Raw genomic sequence first — 15,183 nt, 5'->3', positions numbered from 1 at the left:
CTGCCCCGCGCAGGACGCCGTCGTTTGCCCCGCGGCCCGCCTTTCCGACGGTCTGCGTCACCGGAGCCCCCATGCAATACATCTACACCATGAACGGCGTCAGCAAGGTCGTGCCGCCGAAGCGCCAGATCATCAAGGACATCTCGCTGTCCTTCTTCCCGGGCGCGAAGATCGGCCTGCTTGGCCTCAACGGCGCCGGCAAGTCGACGGTGCTGAAGATCATGGCCGGCGTCGACCAGGATTTCGTCGGTGAAGCGCGCCCGCAGCCGGGCATCAAGGTCGGCTACCTGGCGCAGGAACCGCAGCTCGATCCCGCCCACACCGTGCGCCAGGCCGTGGAAGTGGGCCTGGGCGAAATCATCAATGCACAGGCCGCGCTCGATGCCGTCTACGCCGCCTACGCCGAGGAAGGCGCGGACTTCGACAAGCTCGCCGCCGAACAGCAGCGCCTGGAATCCATCCTCGCCGCCGGCGACGCGCACACCCTGGAAAACCAGCTCGAAGTCGCCGCCGACGCGCTGCGCCTGCCGCCGTGGGAAGCCGTGATCGGCAACCTGTCGGGCGGTGAGAAGCGCCGCGTCGCGCTGTGCCAGCTGCTGCTGCAGAAGCCCGACATGCTGCTGCTCGACGAACCGACCAACCACCTCGATGCCGAATCCGTCGAATGGCTGGAACAGTTCCTCGCCCGCTACACCGGCACCGTGGTGGCCGTGACCCACGACCGCTACTTCCTCGACAACGCCGCCGAGTGGATCCTCGAGCTCGACCGCGGCCGCGGCATCCCGTGGAAGGGCAACTACACCGAGTGGCTGGTGCAGAAGGACGAGCGCCTCAAGCAGGAAGAGAACCAGGAAAAGTCGCGCCAGAAGGCCATCCAGAAGGAACTGGAATGGGCTCGCCAGAACGCCAAGGGCGGCCGCTCCAAGGGCAAGGCGCGTCTTGCGCGCATCGAAGAGCTGCAGTCGGTCGACTACCAGAAGCGCCAGGAAACGAATGAAATCTTCATTCCGCCGGGCGAGCGTCTGGGCAACAAGGTCATCGAGTTCAAGAACGTCAGCAAGAAGTTCGGCGACCGTCTGCTGATCGACGACCTGAGCTTCTCCGTGCCCGCTGGCGCGATCGTCGGCATCATCGGCCCCAACGGCGCCGGCAAGTCGACGCTGTTCAAGATGATCATCGGCAAGGAACAGCCCGACACCGGCACGATCGAAACCGGCCAGACCGTGAAGCTGGCCTATGTCGACCAGAGCCGCGACGCGCTGACCGGCAACCACAACGTGTTCCAGGAAGTGTCCGGCGGTCTGGACATCCTCAACATCAACGGCATCGAGATCCAGTCGCGCGCCTACATCGGCCGCTTCAACTTCAAGGGCCAGGACCAGCAGAAGATGGTCGGCTCGTTGTCCGGTGGTGAACGCGGCCGTCTGCACATGGCCAAGACCCTGCTGCAGGGCGGCAACGTGCTGCTGCTCGACGAACCGTCGAACGACCTGGACATCGAAACCCTGCGTGCGCTCGAAGACGCGCTGCTCGAGTTCCCGGGCAACACTTTCGTGATCTCGCACGATCGCTGGTTCCTGGATCGCATCGCCACGCACATCCTTGCCTTCGAAGGCGACTCGCACGTGGAGTTCTTCCAGGGCAACTACCGCGAGTACGAAGAAGACAAGAAGCGTCGTATGGGTGCGGAAGGTGCGGCACCGCATCGTCTGCGGTTCAAGGCACTGAAGTGACGATTTGGCCCGTGCCCGCTTAGCGGGCACGGCTTTGCCAAATCGTCATCCCGGCGTGCTTTTGGCCGGGATCCAGCTGTGGCTGTTGCTGTTGTAGTGCCGGGCCAGCCCGGCACGCTTCTCGAAGCAAAAGCAAAATGGATCCCGGCGTTCGCCGGGATGACGAGCAAAAGCAAAGGCAAATCGCCCATGACCGAAGCCACCACACGCCCCATCGCCATCGACGCGAACGAAGCGCCGCTGCGCATCGGCTCGACCTACCCCGAGCCGTTCGCAGCACGGGTGGCCGGACGCACCAAGCGCACTTTGGGCGACATCTTCGGCCTCACCAGCTTCGGCGTGAACTTCACCCACATGCCGCCAGGCAGCAGCTCGGCGCTGCGCCACGCGCATGCGAAGGAAGACGAATTCGTCTACATCCTGGAAGGCACGCCGACGTTGATCACCAACGCCGGTGAAACCCTGCTGCAGCCCGGCATGTGCGCGGGCTTCGCCGCCGGCAACGGCGATGCACACCATCTGATCAACCGCAGCGACAGTGACGTGGTCTACCTCGAAGTCGGCACTCGTTGCGCGGACGAGAGTGTCGACTACCCGGACGACGACCTGGCCGTGCAGCGGGTCGATGGCCGCTGGCGCTTCTCCCACAAAGACGGGCAACCCTACTGAACCCGCGGCGCGGCAACGCGCACCACCGAGGATCGACGATGAGCTTCATGCAGGCATTGCGCACGCGCTGGACCCAGGCCAACTCGCTGGTCTGCGTGGGACTCGATCCCGAACCGGCGAAGTTCCCCGCGCAGTTCGCCAATGATCCGGACGCGGTGTTCAACTTCTGCCGTGCGATTGTCGATGCGACCGCCGAGTTCGCCTGCAGCTTCAAGCCGCAGATCGCGCACTTCGCCGCGCTGGGTGCCGAGGACGCGCTGGAGCGTCTGATCGCGCACATCCACAACACGCATCCCGGCATCCCGGTAATCCTCGACAGCAAGCGCGGCGACATCGGCAGCACCGCGCAGCATTACGCCAGCGAAGCCTTCGACCGTTATGCCGCCGACGCGGTGACGGTGAACCCGTACCTCGGCCGTGATTCGGTGCAGCCGTTCCTCGACCGCGCCGATCGCGGCGTGGTGGTCCTGTGCCGCACCTCGAACCCCGGCGCCGGCGACCTGCAGGACCTGCTCGTGGCCAATCAGCCGCTCTACCAGCACGTGGCGGCGAAGATCGCGCACGAGTGGAACGCGCACGGCAATTGCGCGCTGGTCGTGGGCGCGACGTGGCCCGAGCAGCTCAGGGAAGTGCGTGCGATCGTCGGCGATGCGGTGCCGTTCCTGGTGCCGGGCGTCGGCGCGCAGGGGGGCGACGTCGAAGCGGTGGTGACGAACGCGAAGGCCAGCGACGGCACCGGCCTCGTCGTCAGTTCGTCGCGCGCGATCCTCTACGCATCGGCCGGCGCGGATTTCGCCGACGCGGCCGCGCGCGAGGCCCGCTCGCTGCGTGACGCGATCAACCGCTACCGCTGAGCTCCCGCAGGGCGAACTCAGGTCCGGGCCATGGCCAGCACGACGAAAACCAGAGCCACCGTCAACAGGAAATTGACCAGGAAGAAGAGCACGTAGCCCCAGATCGCGCGCAGGGCGATCTTCCAGCGCGGCTGTCCCTTGAAGAACTGCACCAGCGAGACGACGCCATAGGCCATCGCCGGCAGCATGACCAGCTGCGAAAGCCCCGCATACCAGCGCTCCAGGAGCATCGCCAGCACCCAGAGCACCATCGTCTGCGCGGTGAGGAAGGTGGTGATCACCAGCCATTCGGGATAGTTGAGTTCCCGGTAGCGGCGGAATGCCAACTGGAAGGCCGATGCCTCCAACGGCAACAGGATCAGGGTGAATGCGGCGATGTGATGGTTCATCCAGTCCCGCACGCTCTCGAAGACCCGCGCCACGAGCATGGCATCGGCGCCAGGGTTTCCGCCGCCCGCGCGCGAGTCGTCGATGGCCGCCTGCAGCGGTGCCCCCATCAGGTCGCCCTGCCCGAGCAACTTGCCCAGGAACACCATCACGGTGGCCGCGATCATCACCAGCAGGAACGGCTTGACGTGGTTCGCCCGCCGTCCCTCCAAGTAGTCGCGGATCAGCTGCCCGGGCCGCAGCATCAGGCTCTTGAGCGTGTAGAGGACGCCGCGGTCCATATGCAGCACGCTGTGCTCGATCTCGTGACCGAGGAAGTGCCAATCGATGCGGTGCGCCGGAGTCGGTTGGCCGCAGCCCGGGCAGTAATGCTGCTCGGGCGCGCCGACGGTGCGCCCGCAGTTGGCGCAATGGTTCGCGTGGAGCATTCCGTTCCCCTGGTCGGAGCGTCGATTGTAGCCGGGGTCGAGGGCGATTACGGCGACGGCCTTGCGGGCTCAACGAGCCGCGAACAGCTTGCGCGCCAGCGCGAAAGGAAAGCGCACCCAGATCATCGTGAACACCGCCACACGCGTGGACATGCGCTGGCGCGATGCATCGAACTTGCGGTAATAGCGCCACAGCCCGCGATGCTTGTGCCATTCCACGAACACGGGCCGCGAGCGCGACGAAACGCCGCGGATATGCACCACGCGCACATCGTTTGCGACTGCCACCAGCGCCCCGCTGTCGCGCACGCGCCGGCACAGGTCGAGGTCCTCGGCGTGCAGGCGATAGCCGCTGTCAAAGCCACCCAGGCGATCGAACAGGTTGCGATCCAGCAACATCAACGCACCCGACACCGCCTCCACCGGCTGCAATGGCCGCGCATCGTCGACCGCCACGCCCAACTGCGCGCCGGATGCGGCCGCACCGCGCAGCAATGATTCCAGCATGGCAGCGAAGTCCGGATCGCGGCGTCGCGCTGCCGTATCGCGAACGCCGGCTTCGTCGACGAGGTCGGCGCCCAGCAGCGCCTCGCGTTCGCCCGTCAGCGCATGCGCGCGCAGGCGCGCCAGCGTGTCGACTTCGACTAGGCAATCGGGGTTGACGAAGGCCAGCCAGCGCACGCCATCCTGCCGTGGCAGATCCGCCGCACCCTGATTGCACGCGACGGCGAAGCCGGGGTTGTCGGGATTGGCGATGAAGTGCACGCGCGGATCGCGGGTGGCATGGCGCTGCACGATTTCCATCGTGCCGTCATCGGAACCGTTGTCGACCACGCGGATCGCCATGACGCCGTCGGCAGCGCGCAGGCGCAGCAGGCAGTCGTCGATGGTTTCGGCGCTCTGGAAACTGACGACGATGGCGGCGATGTCGGCCTGGGTCATGCGTGGCGTTTCATGCAAACAGGTCGCCCTGGACATCGGGTGGCCCGATGGTGGCGAGCAGGAGTTCCAGTTGCTCACGAGTAGCGCGCAGCGGATCGTCCATCAGGAAGTGGGCGACGCGTGCGTGCCAGGTCGGCCAACGCGCGGCGATGGCATCGAGATCGCCATCACCGGGCATACCTTCGGCGCGGCGCGCGACGAACGCGGTCTCGCACAGAACGTTGCGCCACCCCAATCCGGCAAAGCGCAGCGACAGATCGATCAGCGCGGCGTACCAGGAACCATAACTGGCGGTATCGAGGCCACCCGCGCGTTGACGGGCGCTGCCGCGCAGCAACACGGCATGGGTCAATGCGGTCGGCAGCTCAGCGGCCCTGCCCGGCATTGCTGCGGCGGCGCGTGCGAGTCGCTCGGTATCGGCCGGTGCATCGTTGATTTCGCCGATGCGCGGGAACGAAACGGTTTCGCCGGCATTGCTCCACGGTGTCGCCGAGGCAATCGCACCATCGGCTTGCAGGCACGTGGACAGACGGGTCAGCCAGCCCGGCAACGGCATCGCATCGCTAGCGAGCACGGCGACGTCGGCATCGCCGCACGCCACCAGCACTTCGTCGAGATGCGCCACCTCGCCGACACTGCGCTGGCGGCGCGTGTAGTGCGCCTGCAACGCGGTGCTGGCGATCCAGCGCTCGATGATCGCGTGTCCGCGTGGCCCGGCCTGCGCGTCGTCCGCCAGCCAGATGCGCGTTCCCGGCGGCGTGTGCGCCTCCAGCGCGGCGAGGCAGGCGTCGAGCGACTCGTCGTCGACGCCTACCGGCAGAATCACGATGGGAAGCGCGGAGGCGGTGGGCATGCCCCGCGATTATTTCCGAGGATCGCGCGGCTGCTTTTGCAGCGGCGCCAACGCGCGGAAGCGGGCGCCGTATTCGTCGGTGACGTCGCGTGCTTCCTGCGGGTTGCGGATGATCGTCGGCGTGAGCAGCACGATGGTCTCGTTGCGGGAGGTCTTCGACGACTGTCGTCCGAACAGCCCGCCGATCACCGGAATGCGGCTCAGGCCCGGGAGCCCGGCGCTGCCGCGGGTCACACCGTCGTCGATGAGCCCGGCCAACAGGACCGTATCGCCGTCCTGGATGGCCGCTTCCGTCTTCAATTTGCGCGTATCGATGCGCACATTGCCGTTCACATCGGGGGCGCCAGTGGGCGTACTGACTTCCTGCACGATGTCGAGGAAGACCATGCCGTCCTTGCTGATGCGCGGACGCACCTTGAGGATGATGCCGGTATCCAAGTACTGCACCTGGCTGATCGTGTTGTTGGTGCCCGCGGTCGGATTGACCGTCACCGACGAAATCGGAATGCGGCTACCGACGTTGAAGGTCGCCTCGGCATTGTTGCGCACGACCACCGAAGGCGATTGCAGGATCTGCACGTCGCTGACCGCATCGAGCGCGGTGATCACCGCCGCGGCGTCGTTGTTGACCAGCGTCCACGCGGCACCACCGACGTTGGTGAGCTTGCCCGCGATGGTGCTCCACTTGGGAATGCCCAGGCTGTTCGGAGGCAGGCCGATTTCCTGCTTGGCTCCCTCGAGATACCAGTTGACGCCGTAGCTGAGGTCGCCGGAGAGCTGCACCGTCGCGACCTGCGCTTCGATGTGCACCTGCATCGGCATCACGTCGAGGCGCGCGATCACATCCTTGATCGACTTCCACGCCGACGGCGTGCTGCGCACCAGCAGCGCGTTGGTTTCCTCCACGGCCGACACGCCGACGCGATCGCCATTGACGTCGAGCGTCACCGCCGCGTTGCCGCCCTGCCGCGCGCCCAGCGACATTTCGCCACCACCGGTACCGCTCGAGCCCGACGACGACGACGTGCCGTTACCGCCCTTGATGTCAGCGGTGCTGCCACCGCTGGCGCTGTCCTGCAGCTCCACCGATTCCAGGCCCGGCATCAGCGAAGGCGCGCCGGTCGAAGCGCCGCCACCGCTGCCACGGCCGCCGAAGACTTCGGACAGGCGATCCGCCAGATCCTTGGCCTTGATGTACTTGAGTTCGTACGAATACAGCTGGACGTCGCCACCGGCGCTGTCGATACGGTCGAGCCAGTCCTGGATGTCGTCGAGATAGCTGGCCTGCGGCGTGATCACCAGCACTGCGTTGGCGCCTTCCAGTGGCATGAAGCGGAACATGCCCGCGACCGGCGCCTTGCTCTGTTCGCCGAAGACTTTTTCCAGATCGGCGACGACCTTGTTGGCCTTGCCGGTCGTCAGCGGGAACACGCCCACCGACATGCCCGACAGCCAGTCGACGTCGAAGATCTCGATCGTGCGTAGGTAGTTCTCAAGCTCCGTGCGCGTGCCGGCGATGCTGATGACGTTGCGCGCGTTGTCGACGTTGACCACGGCGTTGGGACGCGCGTACGGCTTGAGCACCTTCTCCATTTCGCTGGCGGAGATGTAGCGCAGCGGCACGGTGCGCACTTCGTAGCCGCGCGCGAGCGACGGTGCGCCGGTGCGCGGCGCCACTGCGCCGCTGGCCAGTGCCTGGTCGGCCGGCACGATGTTGTAGCGCCCACCGGAGTAGATCAGGCGGGCGTTGTTCCAGCCGAGCACCATTTCCAGCAGGTTGAATGCCTCGGCCGGGCTCACAGGCTTCGGCGTGCCTAGGGTGACGGTGCCCTGCACGCCCGGTGCGATCACGTAGTTCTGCTGGAGCATGTCGCCGAGGATGGCCTTCACCACCGCATGCACCGATTCGCCTTCGAAGTTGAAGGTCGCGCCGGCGCCGGTTGTCGACAGCGACGGCGGCGGAGCCGAAGCGGCCTGGCGGTTGATCACCTGGCCAGTGCCGCGACGGATGCGCGGCTGCGGACCGCGCTCGTCGGGCAGCGGCTGCGTGGCGCTGATGACCGTTTCGCCGCTCGGCGTTGTGGTCGTCGTCGTTGCCGACGAGGTACCGGCCTGTTGCGCCTGCAGCGCGCGCGGATCGGCGTCGCGACGGACAGTGGCGACCGGCGCCGCGGCGCAGGCCGTCAATGCGATGGCGACCACGGTGCCGATCGCCGTGTTGACGGCAGAACGGGCGGACCGGGACGTGGAATGCGGATGACGATTCATGCGGGCGACTCTATTTGACCGGCGGTTTTTGTTTCTGCTGCTGCTGTTGCAACAGGGCTTCCTGCCGCAGCTGTGCACGGCGTGCTTCGATGCGCTTGCGGATGGCTTCCATCTGCGCCTGTTCCGTCATGGGCTGGTTGGACGCAGGGGGTGCCGGTGCGGGAGGTGCCGGCGTTGGTGATGCGACGACCGCTGGCCCCTGCGTAGCAGGTACATCCGGCCCCGTCATGCCCGGCTGTGCGGGCACGGTTTGACCTGCGGGCTGCGCATCGGTCTTGGTGACGGCAGTCGGGGCTTCGCCGCCGACGCCGTTGTAGACGCGCAGTTCGAGCTTGCGTTCGCCTTCCGGGCCGATGAAGACAGCAGTGCGCGGCTCGATCGATTGCAGGGTCCAGTTGGGCAGCGAGTCGTCGTGTTCGCCCAGCTTGATCCGCAGCGGCGGGCTGCGGTTATCCGGCGGCTGGATGATCGCCATCTTGAAGGTCGGCGTGATGATCACGCTGGTCAACACGTAGTCGAAGGCCTTGACCTGCTCTTCGCCCTGCGGCTGCAGCGAGAACGCATGCGGGCGGCGATCGTCGGCGAACACCGGACGGTTGGCGATCTCGCTGTATTGCGTCAGCAATCCCAGACGTTCCGGCGGCGCTTTCGGCAGCACAGGCAGTGCCTTCAGCAGCGCCAAGTCTTCGGGCAAGGTGGAGACATGTCCGCCCATGCCGAACAGGGCGAGCAGCAGGGCGAGCAACGCCCACGTCGCGGTCGCTGCAAGCAGCCAGGTACGCGGACCGGCACTGTCAAAGCGCATCGCCCACCCCCGTGCGGGATCCCGCCGTCCGTTGCGATGCGGGGGCGTTCACGCCCGGTGGCAGATAGCCGTACAGGTCGAAGCTCACATCCAGGCCGCCCTGGTTGCCGCTCTGCCCCGGGCCGAAGAACACCCGTTGCGACAACACATTGAGATTGCCCACGAACAGGCGCGGTGAACCACCTTCCAGCGCATACAGGACATTGGCGAGTTCCGGAGTGCCGCAACGCAGACGCACCTGCACGGTCACGCGCGGATAGTTCTCACGTGACGGTTCCTGCAAAGGCGAGCGGTTGGTGATCTCGCACGCGCGTCCGCCGGGGCTGGCCTGGGCCACCACCGCTTCCAGGCGCTGCACCAGGGCGGCCGTCGCAAGCTCGGGGTTGCGCTCGGGCAGGAAGCCCGGGGTGCGTGCGAGCTGGCTGCGAGCCTGTTGCAGGCGCTGCTGTACCTGCGGCCCCTGCTTGACCAGCATGCGCAGGCGCAGTTCGCGCTCGCGCGCGGCGTCGATGCGACCCTCCACTTCGCGCAATGGCACGGTGAACCACGGGTGGATCAGCACGCCATAGGCGAGCGCCAGCGCGGCCACGAGTAGGCCGAGTGCGAGCCAGCGGTCGCGTTTACTGACCGGAGCGTGCACCGGACGTCTCCTTGGTATCGGCGGGGCCGATATCGGCGGTGAGAGTGAAGCGATCCTTACGCGTGGTGGGATCGGTCTGCAGCGCGCCGTCGAGTCCGGGCGAACGCCACAGCTTGGAGTCCTGCAGGCGGCCGACCAGCGCCGGCGCCTCGTTGCTCAGGCCGATCAGCGTGAGGCGGTTTTCCTCGATCGCCAGCTTTTCCAGGCTGGTGCCATCGGGCAGGCGACGACTGAGTTCGTCCATCACTTCCACCGCGGTCGGATACGCCGCGCGCTTGCGCTGGAGGAACGCCTGCCCCTGGATGAGATTGGTCAGTTCCTGCTGCTGGGTGGAGGCGCGCCGCGCAGGCTCGGCTTCGCGCGCGACCTGCGCATCGAAGTTGTCGGCGGCAGTGCGACGGTTCTCGAGCACCAGCCAGAGCGTCAGCCCCAACGCGAATACGGAGACCGCGGCCAGACCGAGGTTCCAGGTCCGCCACGGATCGCGAACGCGCTGCCGCTGCGCAGGCGGGAGCAGATTGACTTCCAGCGGTACGCCATCGGCACCGGCTACGTCGATGCCGGCCAACGAAGGCGCGGCAGGGCCCAGCATGCCCAGTTGCGGATCGAGCGCGGCTCGCGGCACCACGACGAGTTCCGCGTCGATCGGACCGTCGCCTTCGCGGCGCTCGATCACGCGGGCGTCGTACGCCACGGCGTCGGCGGCGAAGGGCGTCTGTCGTTCGATCTCGAAGCCCACTACATCACGCAGGCGCTCCGCGGCGGCGGCAGGCAGCGAGAGGCGGCGACGCAGCGCGCTGCCTGCAGGCAGCAGCAGCCAGCGCGGCAAGTCGGCCAGGCGCAATCCCAACACGCGCGCCAGCGGATCCCGCCCGGCAACCACGTCGAGGTCGTCCAACGCGGGCAGGTTGCCCAGGTCGCGAATCTCATCGCCGCGTTGCAGACGCAGGCGCAGTGCCCCGCCTTCGACGACCAGCAGCAGGCGACCGCGGTCCATGCCGAGCAGCTGGCGCGTGCGCGGCGGCAGCCAGGATGCCAGCGCATTCCACCACCACGAGAGAAAACCGCCGGTACCGGTCCTGAGCGTGGATCCGCTCAACCGGGCACCAAGACGGCCTAGACGGTCCTGCAACCGTCCTGCTGCAGGTGTGCTCATGGTGGCGACGCTCCTTCCTCCACTGGCTGATGAAAACGACAGGCCATCAATCCCCCGCCTGCCAACGCAACGGTGTGTAGGCCGCGCCGGGCATCGATCCCCCTCCACGTACCACGGCCCGCAACACCGCTTCGCGACGATCTGCCAGACGCGCGCGGCTCTCAATACTATACGTGCCGCTGCTGCCGCCCACGAGCGCGGTGCCGTCGGGCAGCGTCGGCGGGGGTTGGCCGGAAGCCGGATTCCAGCGCTCGCGGCGTGCCACCACGTCCGCGCCATTCATTCCCATCGCACTCAGCACCTCGGCTGAAGCGAACGCCGGATCCGGTCGCGTACGGCCACTGAACACGGTCAGGTGTGGCGCCATTTTCGCGTACAGCTCCGGCGTCATGCCGAGCACTTGTTCGAGTTCGGCGACGCTTTCGAACTGCGCATCCTTGGCGCCATAAGGAAGGCCGGCGCTCGCGTAATCGGCATCTTCGCCGCCACCCGCGGGCTGGGTCAGGCTGTCGGGATCGCGCCAGTCGATGATCGCCGCGGCCAGTTGCGCGGCCTTTTGCTGATCAGGCTCGAAGCGACGGATGAATTCCGTCAGCAGGGTCATGTCGGCCTGGTTGAGATCGATCTTGCCGTTCTCGTCGATGATTTTGACTTCGACCTGCGCATCGCCGTAACGCCAGCGATGCACGCGTCCGTCCGGCAGCCACTGCAGGCGCGGCTCGGTCGCGGCGACGCGGGTCATGGCGTATTCCATTCCGGCACGTGCGGCGTTTTCCGCGACCATGCCGCGCACCAGCACGCGCCCCTGCAGGTGTTCGGTACGCGAGATCAGCGCGAATGCGCCCACCAGCGCGGCGAGCAACGCGATCAGCCACATCACCAGCAACAGCGCGGCGCCGGCCTGGGAGAAAGGCCTGCTCATTGCGTCACCGGCGGCACCGGCCCCGAAGTCGTGGCCGCAGCCAACGGCAATGCCACCACTATCGGCGGCCATTCCTCACCGTTCCCATCGGTCAACGTGATCTCGACCATCAGGGGCAGTTGTTCTCCGTTCTTCCATTCCTCCTGCCACTCGTCCAGGCCGCCTTCGGCCGCATAGGAGCGGTAGCGGAACCGCGCGGACTTCAGGCCCTCGACGAGCACTTCCGGTGGGCGCGGCTGCGTTTCCTCGATGGTCTGTCCGGCGAGCACCATGCTGAGTGCGAGAGTGATGCGCTCGCCGCCATCTTCGATCGCGAAGTCGTGCAGGTAGGGCCCGCCGCGGCCGAGATAGTCCGGCAGATCGGCCACGAAACGCATGCGGTCACGTTCGCCGAGGAAGCGCTGGGTGCTTCCGCTGCTCTGGTCGAAATTGAAGGGAATCGGTCGTACCGCTTCAAGACGGCGACGCAGGAAACCTTCGACCGCGCGGATCCGCTCGCTGTGCGCGGCCATGGCCTCGCCGCGCTGCGTGGTCTTGGTGGCGGCGCCGATCGTGGCGAATGCCAGAGTCAGGCCGGCCGCGAGCAGCACCGTAGCGATCAGCACTTCGATCAGGGTGAAGCCGGCTGCTTTGGCGGCACTGCCGCCAAGCCGGCTGAACGCCCCGCGGCTATGCCTAGAAGCCGGACTGAGGCTGCGCGCGATTCGCTTGGTCATAACGGTGCCCCGGTAGTCGGCACAGTCAGCCGCAGCGTACGCAGCAACAAACGTTGACCGGGGCCGCCCTCCCCCCATTCGATGCCCAGCCGTACTTCGAGCAGGACCGGCGCATTCGGATCGATCAGCGCATTGGCCGGCAACGACGGATCCTGCCAGCGCTTGATCTCGCGCGACCAGCGATAGCGGCCATTCTCCAGCTCGCCGCTTTCGGTGCCGGTCTTGATTGCCTCGCCGACACCCACCTGCGCCATCAGGCTCTGTGCGTGCAACGCGGCACGTCCGGCATCGGCCGCGCCGCGTACCTGGCGCGCGGCGCCGGACAGGGTGCCCAGCAGCAGCGTCAGCGCCGCCGCAAGCAGGGCAAACGCGACGATGACTTCGATCAGCGTGTAGCCGCGCTGGCGCCCGCGACCAAGCCCGCTCACGGCGTCACCTCGCCGCGACGCAGGCGCACCTCGCCGGTCAACCAGGTCACGTCGATGTTCATCGCCGCCTTCTGCGCACTCAACTGCACGCGACCACCGGTGGACGCGCCGTCGGGAAAGAACATGATCGCGCCCTCGCCCTGCCGCGGTTGCACCTCGCGCGCACCGATGAAACGTATGTGCAGTTTTTCCGGAATCTCGCCATGGCGGTCATTGGGCGCGGTCCATGTATGCGCCTGCGGGTCGATGGTGAAACGCTGCGGCTGCCCGGTCGCGATCGCCTGCGTGCGCGTGAAGCGCAGCTGCGCGGTGATCTGCTTGGCCTGGCTACGCAGTTGCATGCCCGCGAAGCCGCCGGTCATCGCGCCGGCAGCGAGCACGCTGATGGCGGCCAGCAGTGCCACCACCAGCAACATTTCCAGCAAAGAGATACCGCGTGCCTTGCGCATGGACTGCCTTGTGCGCCGATCGGGCCGAGCGTCGCGGCTTATTCGTACTTGATGTCGGCGTTGATGCTGCTGCCGCCCTGCTTGCCGTCCTTGCCCAGGAACACCAAGTCGAAGTCGCCCTTCTCGCCCGGTACGTGGTACTCGTAGGCGTGACCGAAGGGATCCTTCAGCTCGGTTTCCTTCGCATACGGACCGAGCCAGCCGCTGACGTCGCCCGGAGCCGTGACCAGCTCATCGAGCGAATTGGGCAGGCGACCGGTGTCCATGCGGAACGACTCGACCTTGCCGGCCAGCGTCTGCACCGCCGACTTGCCGAGGTTGTAGTCGCCGCGCTCCTTGCCGCCGATCACGCGACTTCCGACGAACGTCAGCACCGCACCGATCAGCACGATCACGATGATGATTTCGAGCAGGCTCATGCCGCGCTGCTTGGCGGCCGAGGCGAAGCGGGGATTCGAACGCAGGTTACGCATGGTTGGTTCCAGAAAAAGAGAGTGATCGGAAGCCGGGCCCACGGCTGTTGGTTCAATAGTAAGCGGAGCGTGTTGCGTTTGTTTCAATGTTCAAAGTTGCGGTTAGTGTCGCTACCGCGCGACTTTCGGCTTTCCGCTGCCGTCCGTGGCGCAACTTCACTGGCCTTCGGATCGTCCGGCCCGGCCTCCATGGCCGGGCGTTCGCGACCGCGCACACCAGAGGCGTACAAACGCAGTCGCTCACCCAATCGCGTTGGTCAGGTCGTACAGCGGCAGCAGCACCGACATCACCACGACGCCGATCACCCCCGCCAGCACCACCGTCACCACCGGCACCAGCGCGGCGAGCATGCGGTCCAGGCTCAGCGCGGTTTCCTGCTCGAAGGTTTCGGCGGTCTTTACCAGCATCGTGTCGAGCGCGCCGGATTCCTCGCCCACCGAAATCATCTGCAGGGCCAGTCGCGGGAAGCGCTTGCCACGAGCCAGCGCGGTCGACAGCGCGACGCCGTTCTTCACCTCTTCCGCAGCAGCTTCGACATCGGCGGCCAGCACCCGGTTCCCCAGGACGTTGCGACCGATGCCCAGGGCCGTCAGCAGCGGCACGCCGTTGCGCACCAGAGTGCCCAGCGTGCGCGCCAGACGCGCGGTCTCGACCTTTGCCACCAACGCACCCGCGAATCGGCGCTGCAGCAGCCAGGCATCGAAGGCCTCCCTGAATGCGGGATCGCGACGCTTGCGGTCGAACCACCACAGGCCCACGGCCGGGATCACCAACAGCAGGATCCACCAATCGCGCACGAACAGGCCAATGCCGAGCACGATCTTGGTGAATAGAGGCAGCTCCGCATCCAGGCTTTCGTACATCTGCGCGAACTGCGGCACGACATAGCCGAGCAGGAACAACAGGCTCAGTCCCACCATCGTCAGCAGGATGGCCGGATAGATCAGCGCATTGATGATACGGCCCTGCAGCTCGCGGGCACGTTCGAGGTAGTCGGCCAGGCGCGACAGCGTTTCATGCATGCTGCCGCCAGCCTCGCCGGCGCGGATCATGTTGATGTACAGACGCGAGAACGTGCCGTGCTGGCGATCCAGCGCCGTCGACAACGAGCTGCCGCCACGCACGGCGTCGCGTACATCGGCGATGGTGCGTTTGGCGACCTCGTCTTCAGGCAATTCGAGCAGGATGCCCAGCGCGCGATCGAGCGGCTGTCCGGCGCCGAGCAGGGTCGCCAGCTGCTGGGTGAACTGCACCAGCCGCGCGCCGGCGAACGGCTTGGGCTTGAACAGGTTCTTCCACAGCGCGGTACCGCGCGCTTCGCTCGCCAGTGTGGCTTCGACCGGCAGGTGCCCCTGCTCCTGCAGGCGCGCGATGACCTCGCCGCTGCTCGTGGCCTCCATCTGGCCATCGAGCATTTCGCCGCGCGAATTCAGGGCCTGGTAGTGATACAGAGGCATGC

Annotated in this window: 16 protein-coding genes; 3 read left to right on the top strand and 13 right to left on the bottom strand. The window is 66.6% G+C overall.

What is annotated here, in order from left to right; translation table 11 throughout:
* The first annotated feature begins 71 nt into the window (after nt 1-71).
* The 3 genes from ettA (at nt 72) to pyrF (ending at nt 3,256) form a co-directional block, all read left to right on the top strand.
* Nucleotides 72-1,733 (top strand): energy-dependent translational throttle protein EttA, encoded by a 1,662-nt coding sequence (gene ettA / locus ACYVGK_RS04815; RefSeq protein ID WP_460732092.1) that lies wholly within the window; start codon nt 72-74, stop codon nt 1,731-1,733.
* A gap of 189 nt (nt 1,734-1,922) precedes the next feature.
* Nucleotides 1,923-2,402 carry a cupin domain-containing protein gene (locus ACYVGK_RS04810; protein ID WP_460732091.1) on the top strand — a complete coding sequence of 160 codons (480 nt, stop codon included), beginning with the start codon at nt 1,923-1,925 and terminating at the stop codon, nt 2,400-2,402.
* 38 nt (nt 2,403-2,440) lie between these two features.
* Nucleotides 2,441-3,256: an orotidine-5'-phosphate decarboxylase gene (gene pyrF / locus ACYVGK_RS04805; protein ID WP_460732090.1), complete on the top strand. Its 816-nt coding sequence runs from the start codon at nt 2,441-2,443 to the stop codon at nt 3,254-3,256.
* 17 nt (nt 3,257-3,273) lie between these two features.
* On the opposite strand, the gene ACYVGK_RS04800 is transcribed toward pyrF, so the two are convergent.
* From ACYVGK_RS04800 to xpsF, 13 genes are all read right to left on the bottom strand, one after another.
* Nucleotides 3,274-4,071 carry a DUF3667 domain-containing protein gene (locus ACYVGK_RS04800; RefSeq protein ID WP_460732089.1) on the bottom strand — a complete coding sequence of 266 codons (798 nt, stop codon included), beginning with the start codon at nt 4,069-4,071 and terminating at the stop codon, nt 3,274-3,276.
* A 69-nt stretch (nt 4,072-4,140) separates the two neighbouring features.
* On the bottom strand, nt 4,141-5,013 hold the full coding sequence (locus ACYVGK_RS04795; protein ID WP_460732088.1) for a glycosyltransferase family 2 protein: 873 nt from the start codon (nt 5,011-5,013) through the stop codon (nt 4,141-4,143).
* Nucleotides 5,014-5,023: 10 nt separating this feature from the next.
* Nucleotides 5,024-5,866, bottom strand: a complete 843-nt coding sequence (locus tag ACYVGK_RS04790) for a glycosyltransferase family 2 protein (protein ID WP_460732087.1) — start codon at nt 5,864-5,866, stop codon at nt 5,024-5,026.
* A 9-nt stretch (nt 5,867-5,875) separates the two neighbouring features.
* Complete coding sequence (gspD, locus tag ACYVGK_RS04785) at nt 5,876-8,134, bottom strand: type II secretion system secretin GspD (RefSeq protein ID WP_460732086.1); 2,259 nt, start codon at nt 8,132-8,134, stop codon at nt 5,876-5,878.
* 10 nt (nt 8,135-8,144) lie between these two features.
* Nucleotides 8,145-8,939, bottom strand: a complete 795-nt coding sequence (locus ACYVGK_RS04780) for a type II secretion system protein XpsN (protein ID WP_460732085.1) — start codon at nt 8,937-8,939, stop codon at nt 8,145-8,147.
* Nucleotides 8,929-9,579: a type II secretion system protein GspM gene (gspM, locus tag ACYVGK_RS04775; protein WP_460732084.1), complete on the bottom strand. Its 651-nt coding sequence runs from the start codon at nt 9,577-9,579 to the stop codon at nt 8,929-8,931. The genes ACYVGK_RS04780 and gspM overlap by 11 nt, the downstream gene beginning before the upstream one ends.
* Nucleotides 9,560-10,735, bottom strand: a complete 1,176-nt coding sequence (locus tag ACYVGK_RS04770; protein WP_460732083.1) for a PilN domain-containing protein — start codon at nt 10,733-10,735, stop codon at nt 9,560-9,562. Before ACYVGK_RS04770 ends, gspM begins: the two co-directional genes overlap by 20 nt.
* A 46-nt stretch (nt 10,736-10,781) precedes the next feature.
* Nucleotides 10,782-11,657 (bottom strand): type II secretion system minor pseudopilin, encoded by an 876-nt coding sequence (locus ACYVGK_RS04765; protein WP_460732082.1) that lies wholly within the window; start codon nt 11,655-11,657, stop codon nt 10,782-10,784.
* Entirely contained in the window at nt 11,654-12,373 is a 720-nt protein-coding gene (locus tag ACYVGK_RS04760) for a prepilin-type N-terminal cleavage/methylation domain-containing protein (RefSeq protein ID WP_460732081.1), read from the bottom strand. The genes ACYVGK_RS04765 and ACYVGK_RS04760 overlap by 4 nt, the downstream gene beginning before the upstream one ends.
* The gene (xpsI, locus tag ACYVGK_RS04755) at nt 12,370-12,801 is read right to left on the bottom strand and encodes a type II secretion system protein XpsI (RefSeq protein ID WP_460732080.1); all 432 of its coding nucleotides are present in this window, start codon (nt 12,799-12,801) and stop codon (nt 12,370-12,372) included. The genes ACYVGK_RS04760 and xpsI overlap by 4 nt, the downstream gene beginning before the upstream one ends.
* The gene (gene xpsH, locus ACYVGK_RS04750; protein WP_460732079.1) at nt 12,798-13,250 is read right to left on the bottom strand and encodes a type II secretion system protein XpsH; all 453 of its coding nucleotides are present in this window, start codon (nt 13,248-13,250) and stop codon (nt 12,798-12,800) included. The genes xpsI and xpsH overlap by 4 nt, the downstream gene beginning before the upstream one ends.
* Nucleotides 13,251-13,288: 38 nt before the next feature.
* Nucleotides 13,289-13,723: a type II secretion system protein GspG gene (locus ACYVGK_RS04745; protein WP_460732078.1), complete on the bottom strand. Its 435-nt coding sequence runs from the start codon at nt 13,721-13,723 to the stop codon at nt 13,289-13,291.
* Nucleotides 13,724-13,963: 240 nt separating this feature from the next.
* Entirely contained in the window at nt 13,964-15,181 is a 1,218-nt protein-coding gene (xpsF, locus tag ACYVGK_RS04740; RefSeq protein ID WP_460732077.1) for a type II secretion system protein XpsF, read from the bottom strand.
* Nucleotides 15,182-15,183: the final 2 nt, after the last annotated feature.

The sequence above is a fragment of the Lysobacter tyrosinilyticus genome (assembly GCF_054779815.1).
This window is presented reverse-complemented; position numbering and strand designations above follow the sequence as displayed.

What these genes read in the sequence shown, in the direction of transcription:
- ACYVGK_RS04810 (WP_460732091.1), top strand. Translation starts at nt 1,923, where the DNA reads ATGACCGAAGCCACCACACGCCCCATCGCCATCGACGCGAACGAAGCG.
- xpsF (WP_460732077.1), bottom strand. Translation starts at nt 15,181, where the DNA reads ATGCCTCTGTATCACTACCAGGCCCTGAATTCGCGCGGCGAAATGCTC.
- ACYVGK_RS04790 (WP_460732087.1), bottom strand. Translation starts at nt 5,866, where the DNA reads ATGCCCACCGCCTCCGCGCTTCCCATCGTGATTCTGCCGGTAGGCGTC.
- ACYVGK_RS04745 (WP_460732078.1), bottom strand. Translation starts at nt 13,723, where the DNA reads ATGCGTAACCTGCGTTCGAATCCCCGCTTCGCCTCGGCCGCCAAGCAG.
- xpsH (WP_460732079.1), bottom strand. Translation starts at nt 13,250, where the DNA reads ATGCGCAAGGCACGCGGTATCTCTTTGCTGGAAATGTTGCTGGTGGTG.
- ACYVGK_RS04765 (WP_460732082.1), bottom strand. Translation starts at nt 11,657, where the DNA reads ATGAGCAGGCCTTTCTCCCAGGCCGGCGCCGCGCTGTTGCTGGTGATG.
- ACYVGK_RS04800 (WP_460732089.1), bottom strand. Translation starts at nt 4,071, where the DNA reads ATGCTCCACGCGAACCATTGCGCCAACTGCGGGCGCACCGTCGGCGCG.
- ACYVGK_RS04770 (WP_460732083.1), bottom strand. Translation starts at nt 10,735, where the DNA reads ATGAGCACACCTGCAGCAGGACGGTTGCAGGACCGTCTAGGCCGTCTT.
- ACYVGK_RS04795 (WP_460732088.1), bottom strand. Translation starts at nt 5,013, where the DNA reads ATGACCCAGGCCGACATCGCCGCCATCGTCGTCAGTTTCCAGAGCGCC.
- ettA (WP_460732092.1), top strand. Translation starts at nt 72, where the DNA reads ATGCAATACATCTACACCATGAACGGCGTCAGCAAGGTCGTGCCGCCG.
- pyrF (WP_460732090.1), top strand. Translation starts at nt 2,441, where the DNA reads ATGAGCTTCATGCAGGCATTGCGCACGCGCTGGACCCAGGCCAACTCG.
- ACYVGK_RS04760 (WP_460732081.1), bottom strand. Translation starts at nt 12,373, where the DNA reads ATGACCAAGCGAATCGCGCGCAGCCTCAGTCCGGCTTCTAGGCATAGC.
- ACYVGK_RS04780 (WP_460732085.1), bottom strand. Translation starts at nt 8,939, where the DNA reads ATGCGCTTTGACAGTGCCGGTCCGCGTACCTGGCTGCTTGCAGCGACC.
- gspD (WP_460732086.1), bottom strand. Translation starts at nt 8,134, where the DNA reads ATGAATCGTCATCCGCATTCCACGTCCCGGTCCGCCCGTTCTGCCGTC.